Source organism: Agathobacter ruminis (genome assembly GCF_002735305.1).
Lineage (GTDB): Bacteria > Bacillota > Clostridia > Lachnospirales > Lachnospiraceae > Roseburia > Roseburia ruminis.
Genome location: NZ_PDYG01000063.1, coordinates 1 through 382, shown reverse-complemented (window position 1 = coordinate 382; position 382 = coordinate 1). Strand labels below are relative to the sequence as shown.

1 protein-coding gene is annotated in these 382 nt (G+C 34.8%); it reads left to right on the top strand.

The genetic code is table 11. The annotated features are described in order from the left end of the window. Window positions 1-55: 55 nt before the first annotated feature. On the top strand, window positions 56-382 hold a 327-nt coding region (locus CSX02_RS13555; protein WP_207653771.1), incomplete at its 3' end, for a hypothetical protein.

The following is a 382-nucleotide window of genomic DNA, read 5'->3' as shown; positions in this document are numbered from 1 at the left end:
CCCTATGAAGCCTTATAAAAAGATAAAGAAATTTGAGCAATTAGAATTGTGGAATATGGGTGATGTGTATGCTTATCAGTTTTCTACAAAAGACGCGGAAGATGCCGGTATATACAAGAAATATATATTGATGCAAAAAGTAGGAGAAAAAGGTATGGGTTACCCATATGAAGGCTTTCGATATGATGTTATACAGATATATGATCGACTGTTTGATGAATTACCGAGCCCGGAAGTAATAAAAGATATTCGATTATTACCGGCTGATATACCATATAGGAAAAATGAAGAATTGTTGAGAACGTTTCCACTCGATATGTCAGCTGGAATGGATTATTTAAAAGCATCTGAGTATCCTAGAAAAAGGCTACACTTTTTGGGA